This window comes from Vreelandella glaciei (assembly GCF_013415125.1).
GTDB classification, from domain to species: domain Bacteria; phylum Pseudomonadota; class Gammaproteobacteria; order Pseudomonadales; family Halomonadaceae; genus Vreelandella; species Vreelandella glaciei.
This window is the reverse complement of record NZ_JACCDE010000024.1, coordinates 80,657-86,656: the sequence shown is the minus strand read 5'-3', so window position 1 is coordinate 86,656 and position 6,000 is coordinate 80,657. Positions and strand designations below refer to the sequence as shown.

The 6,000-nt window shown below is 51.0% G+C and carries 4 protein-coding genes; all 4 read right to left on the bottom strand.

Annotation, left to right across the window (positions count from 1 at the left end; translation table 11 throughout):
- Window positions 1-508: 508 nt before the first annotated feature.
- The 4 genes from HZS80_RS15975 to HZS80_RS15960 all read right to left on the bottom strand — a co-directional run bounded on the left by HZS80_RS15975 (window position 509) and on the right by HZS80_RS15960 (window position 5,932).
- Window positions 509-2,596 (bottom strand): conjugal transfer protein TraN, encoded by a 2,088-nt coding sequence (locus tag HZS80_RS15975; protein WP_158414226.1) that lies wholly within the window; start codon window positions 2,594-2,596, stop codon window positions 509-511.
- Between the two features lie 135 nt (window positions 2,597-2,731).
- Window positions 2,732-4,099: a hypothetical protein gene (locus HZS80_RS15970; RefSeq protein WP_035561851.1), complete on the bottom strand. Its 1,368-nt coding sequence runs from the start codon at window positions 4,097-4,099 to the stop codon at window positions 2,732-2,734.
- A gap of 1 nt (window position 4,100) precedes the next feature.
- The gene (locus tag HZS80_RS15965; RefSeq protein ID WP_052703831.1) at window positions 4,101-5,078 is read right to left on the bottom strand and encodes a type-F conjugative transfer system pilin assembly protein TrbC; all 978 of its coding nucleotides are present in this window, start codon (window positions 5,076-5,078) and stop codon (window positions 4,101-4,103) included.
- Window positions 5,063-5,932 carry a TraU family protein gene (locus HZS80_RS15960; RefSeq protein ID WP_232774892.1) on the bottom strand — a complete coding sequence of 290 codons (870 nt, stop codon included), beginning with the start codon at window positions 5,930-5,932 and terminating at the stop codon, window positions 5,063-5,065. The genes HZS80_RS15965 and HZS80_RS15960 overlap by 16 nt, the downstream gene beginning before the upstream one ends.
- Window positions 5,933-6,000 lie beyond the last annotated feature (68 nt).

Genomic DNA, 6,000 nt, shown 5'->3' with positions numbered 1-6,000 from the left:
GGAACCCATAGGAAACGTTCCACCAGCAGAACGAGAAAGGACGTATTATCGTCAATTGGAGGAGTCGGGTGAAGCTGCCTGACTCAAACAAACCGGTCTCCGGAATAACCGGGGCGGTTCACGGTATAGACAATACTTCCATGAGGTGTAATGGCACCCTCCTTATTGCGGTGGCCATACGTATGGTAGGCGGGTGTGCCAGGGGGCACTGTGGTCGGACTTGAGCCGTCACCCCAGTCGACAACTGCTTTTTCAACTCTTCTAACGTTCTGTCCACCGTTCTCAAAGGACGTATAAGTGAGCGATACATCTAGCTGGGTTTCTAGGCCTACATACCCATTATTGGGCGTGAACATGAAAGGCCTCTGCCCCGCGTTCTGCACAACTTCCTCTGAACCGGCTGCACCCGATGCCAGCGCTTCAGCTTGGGCAGTGATTCGGTCTACTGGGCTCCCGAAGGAGCCAGTAGATGCCAATACCATCACCACACAAGTAGCTTGAATTAAAGCTATCTTGCCCATGTCTGGTTGAACTCCGATTGTGCTTTTTCCGACAACGTTTCCACGTACTCCGAGAAATCCATATCGCCGAGATCAAGTGCAAGGAACTCGTCAATAGTGAACCCGGTGCAGTCTGGCTTGTACTGACGATCGTAAGTTGTGGAGGCCTTTGTCACACAGCTACCCAAAACCTTTAGCATGCACGGCTCGTATTTCTTTTCTGAGTAGGTGTACCAAGGCTTAGCTGTAAGATTGACTTCAATTGAAGCTCTAAACTCACATTCCTCAACGGAACATCCACCAGTGAGAGTCACTGGTGGACTGTTGCTGACATAGTTATTCAAATTAGTAATGTCATTTTGGATGTTGACTTCATTCCACGCCGCATTGTCATAGCATTCATATGATGAACCGATACACATGCGCAGCCCTCTGGAAGGGGATTCTGAACCTAGAGGGTTTGTATATGCCTCGAAGTGAACATTGTTATGCGCCCAAGAAAACTCGCCCCAGCCATCATTAGGAAAATTGATTGGCCACTTCATATCTAAGGGAATGCGCATCTGACCACCAGCGCCAGCTTTCCAAGCGTGAACTTTGTATTCACAGCTGCCATCTTCAAAACACCCACCTTCTACAACCGAATATCGGTTGATCGCACGGGTGTGATGATCCTCTGCTGCTAAGCGATGGGTTTCCCAGCCTGGGCTAAAGCCATAAACAGGGTGATCAGGCGGTGCCCCGCATGACGTTTCAGAGCAGACCGCTGCATAAATGTCTGGGCTTGAAGGGCAATCGTATCCAGATAACATCGAATTGGTAAAGCCTTCATCGGTAGAGCATTCCTCTTTCCACTGCCAGAACCGCACTCGATTGCTGTTGGCATTTAGCTCGTTCGACCATCCTCCGGCAGAATTGTAAAAAGGAAACTCAATGCGCTTGGTAACAGCTCCACCTGCGTTTTGCGAAGCCAACTCGGCAAGCTGTTCTCGACCCTGTTCTTGAATTATTCTGGCAAGCATCGAGTCAAACTCGCACCAGCGTTGGTATCTATCCACCTGAGTTTGGGTGTTCGCAATCGACCATGGCCTTGTCCAATGTGCGCATATTTGCTTCGCGTAGGACATGTCACCTTTCGCAGGCGCGTTGTAAATATAATTTGCGAACGTGCATAGCGTATTATTGGTGGGAACAAAGCCGGGTGTAACTTGGACGGCTCGTTTCGCCATGCGAGCAGCAGCAAGCTCTACATCTTCGAGGTCACAGTAGTCAGCACCGATTCCTGTAGCCATAGAGATAAATGAGCTGGTCAAAACGACATCTTCTGGGTCTTCCTGACAGCATTGCATGTGCTCAATAGCATTTAGAATGTCTGCCGAAGCAGTGCCAGCCAAGACAGCTCCAAGCGGTCCTCCAAAATACGTTGCCAAAACGGTTGATACGGTTGCGTTAAATTCCATCATGCGGCGGAAATCGCTTGTAATCGCTTTGCACTCGCGCTCCATGCCAGAAAAGATCCGCATGTTTTCATCTAACCCACCCTCGGCAGCGATCATGTCCATGACACCTGCCGCTGCAATAGCGTCTGAGAAGGCGCCTTCATCATCGCTAACTTCAGGCATAATTTCGTAGGAACTAGGATCGCATTTCCCATCTTCGCGACATGTATATGTCTGTTCCTGCCGAACGCATAAACCGTCTTGCTTTCTGGTGCAGTCGTAGCTCGTTATGTTGCAGTTCGGGTCGTTATTGCAACGTGGTGTCTCGCCGATGTAACAGCGCTTAGTTACTTTCTGGCCGACAATATTTCCAGAAGCATCTTTTATATCTGTCCTGCTTATATCTGGGCCACAGCCATACGAAGTGTCGGCACTACATGTAGACTCGCTCTTTTGCCATTCTTCGATCCAACTGTCAGGAAGAATGCGTGAATATTGCGAATAGGTCGCTGGATATGTTTCTCCAAACGTGTTTACCAACTTCCAGTCATCATCGTTCTGTAGTGCTTCGAGATTGCAAGTGTGGCTATATGGATCGCCGTAACATCTATAAGTAACGGCATATTCCCAGCACTCTCGTCTGACTGTTTTACCCATTATCGTTCTGGGGGCAGAATCAATACATGTCTCTCCGACCTTGTAGCACTCTTGGTAGTCGCTTAAAGCCCCAAAGGTAACCTGGGGTATTATTAGGTAGATTAATAAAGCTACTAAATGAATATATTTCATAGTTTATAACTCAGGCCGTCTGCTTTCTAAACCAGTACATTCATCGATCACTCTATCTGTGAATTCGATTCTCATTGGTATAGGGAAGCTATTTGAACCTGCATAGCTTATGTTCTTGCAAGGGTTTTCAAAGTAAGCTGTGACATTGCAGGTAGTGCCATTACAGTTCTGCTCGTAAGCTACTCGAAAACATTTACTACCGCTAAAGTCCTCTATAACAGTTGTTTTAGGTACAGTAGTGTTCAAGCCGCCACTGACAACATTTGAGTGAGGGCCTGTATGACGTGAACCATCTGACTTCTTTACCGTGTCATAGACAACTCGGTAGCCTTGGTCTTGGCAGTAAAAGTTATATCTGAGGTAATCGACGCAGCTAGGGCAGGGGTCGCTCGTTATAGTTAAAAGGTGATCGCCATTATTACATGTCGGTATTTTTATTCCCGTCACCTCAAGTTTTCTAGCGCAGCTAAACTCTGCGGAGTCTCTTCTTACCTCACACTCCCGAGATTCAGGCTCACAAGTAACGAGTCTTGTTGGTATATCGACCACGCAGGAATCGGTTGTGATTTTATCCGGCTTGCATTCTCCACCAGCATTGATGTCAAGAAAATCAATTGTCCTTGGGTCGTTGGGGTCACATGAAACTGGAATATCACCTTCACTGAAAAGTTGGTTTATTTGATTGCCGAGACACTTTGAACGATCATCAGCAAAGTTGCTGCCACGTTCAAAAGTAGGGTTGTCGCGAACATCACTAATTGTATTTGACGGGTGATTGGGATCTTGATTGACTCTATCATTCCCTTTCTGACGCATATCGTTGCCGCCCCATGCATCCCCGTGAAGTTGGTGCATAGTCATGGTGCAAGACGATGAAGAACACTCAGCCTCGACTCGATATGCTCCGTACAGGTTGCCTCCGCTGAAGGCGGCTTCTCCCCCGGTCGGTATTTCTCTTGTGACCGTGTAGCGGTCCTCGCTACACCGTATCCCCTGAGTTAGTGCGTCACATACGGACACACTGATCCGCTCAAGCTCACCATTGTCGCTTTGTTCACACTCTTCGACCAAAACTCGAATGCCGCCTGCAGTGAGGCGAGCCCCGTCGCGGCATCTAAAGTTCCGCTGCTGTTTCTGTTTAACTTGAAGCCCCACCTCCCCTCCAAGCTCGCCAGAGGTTTTTGTATCCTCAAGACCCAGGCTCGATGTAGCTGAACGGAAGGCATTGTTTGGGTTGAAATCTCGAGCCCAGGCTCCCCCAGCATTCATTCCCGCTTGGTTAGGGGTGGCCATTGCCACGTCGCTCAAGGGCGCGAGGGCCGCAAAAGCGGCCCCCATGGCAAACAGTTTTAAGCAAGAGCCCTTCGGCATGTCACTCCTCCCAGAGATGATCAATATTCTGTCCCGCGGGACCAACGGCCGGCCCCATTGGCGTGTCGTAAACTTCGCGATCAGTGCCTTGATAGCGCTCACGGAGTCGTTGTGCGTTGCGCTCAGCTAGCTCGTCGCTCATCGACTCCCACTGTGCTGACGCAACGCCTCCCTGCTCAGGAGCGCTTTCGGCGCCCTCGCCCTTGAGCGCATTGATGTAGACCTCGGCATTGCCGGCACCGCCTTTGTTGAATTGCTCTAAGGCATATAGGGCAGTTACTGACCCTTCAGCCTTCCAGTAATTGTCTGGGTTGCCCTTAGGGCATCCCTGGTACTCGAGCTGCTGACCATCGATTTCGCCTATTTGGCGCTTGGCGGTCTGACACACGCCCATGGGATCTTCCTTGGCAAGGACAATCGTGGGCACGGTCTCGATCTCGTAGGTATCGAACAGTCGCGGGTCGATCTGGATCGGTGCTGTCATGCCTCCCGGACGTAGCACCTTCAGCAAGCGCTCCATGGTGAAGTCACGGAGCGTCATACCCGGCTCCACTCCGCGCAGAACCAGCTCGCCTCCTGCTCTGGCTGCATCAAGTGCATAGCCACGAATCAAGCTTTCGGGCATTGAAAATGAGATGAAGAAATACAGTCGATCCTGTTCACCTAGGTCTAACGAATCCCTCAGTGCTTGCCATTCAGCGGCCATTTCAGGGTCTGCGATCCCCCCGGTCTGACCTTGGGCCCGGACGTTTCCTAGCATCTCAGAGCCGGCTGCTTGGCCAGATGTTGATCCGCTTGTGTCCGCCCCCATCGCCTCCAGGATTGCCTCAGGGCTCTTCTGGCCATCGAATAGGTCAGTAAGCGCCTGTGACCCTTGAAGAGCAGAGAAAGCGTCTTGGGCGGCTTCTACGGTTGTTTGTTGGCTTAACGCAGATGTGCTGAATAGCGTCAAAGTAATAGCGGTCAGAGTGCGCAGCATTGCTTACCTACCCAGATCAAGAATGCGGAATCAGTACGAACAGCGGTGTTGGCGGGAGGCAGCATCCCCCAGCGGAACTCGGACATTCCAAGAACAGCAGTTTGGTTGCTGGCAACAGGGGCCACCGGGTCAATACGGTATTGGCTGCGAATCATGTTCGGCAGGTAAACGGATTGGCATTCAGCCCAAGGGCCGGTCGTTGATAACAGGCCCGCCATGCGTGTCTTACGCTGCATGTACTTGCCAAGGATGTGGAGATTCCCACCTTGGGGGGAGCTGTGAGTGGTGCTTGAACCAGTGAGGGGATACACGACGCCCTGAGAACCCTGACACCAGAACATCATGTCTAGGGGGCGACCCGCTGCAGAAGCTACGGCGTCAGGGATGCACGAGAGAGCACCAACTGGATTGGCGAAGAGAGCTGACTCTGGAAATGCAATGGATGTCCAAGTGTCATCCTGCCAAGTGGCGTCGACCTCAGTGAGGTCTGCAAGGTTAAACCCGGAGGTATTCATGCACCCCAGCGAACTCATCATGTTGAGTACACTGAACAGAGGGTAGATATACCAGTGGATTTGCATCCTGGTAACGCTGCTATCTCCACGTCCCGAGCCATACGTTTGGTTAGAAGTCAGGGAGTCGTATCCGGTTAGTACCTGCGTGCCACCGAGAGTCGACATACAGCCAGGTGTTCGCGCCACTTCAGCGAGGAACGTTGGTTCCCAGAACGTCATGCCGATACCTGGCATGTCGATGCCATAGGGCCCAGGACACAAACAGATTGGGTCCATGTGCATAAGGGAAGGATTAGACCCACCCCCCATGGAAATTCCAGCTACCGTTACCGGAAACATGTTGTTCCAGTTCGGGTCGTTGATGGGATTGAAAATCTCTCCCCGACATGCGGCAGAGCCCGATAACG

Coding starts and splice junctions, on each gene's coding strand:
- HZS80_RS15975 (WP_158414226.1), bottom strand. CDS start 2,596: ATGGGTAAAACAGTCAGACGAGAGTGCTGGGAATATGCCGTTACTTAT.
- HZS80_RS15970 (WP_035561851.1), bottom strand. CDS start 4,099: ATGCCGAAGGGCTCTTGCTTAAAACTGTTTGCCATGGGGGCCGCTTTT.
- HZS80_RS15965 (WP_052703831.1), bottom strand. CDS start 5,078: ATGCTGCGCACTCTGACCGCTATTACTTTGACGCTATTCAGCACATCT.
- HZS80_RS15960 (WP_232774892.1), bottom strand. CDS start 5,932: ATGTTTCCGGTAACGGTAGCTGGAATTTCCATGGGGGGTGGGTCTAAT.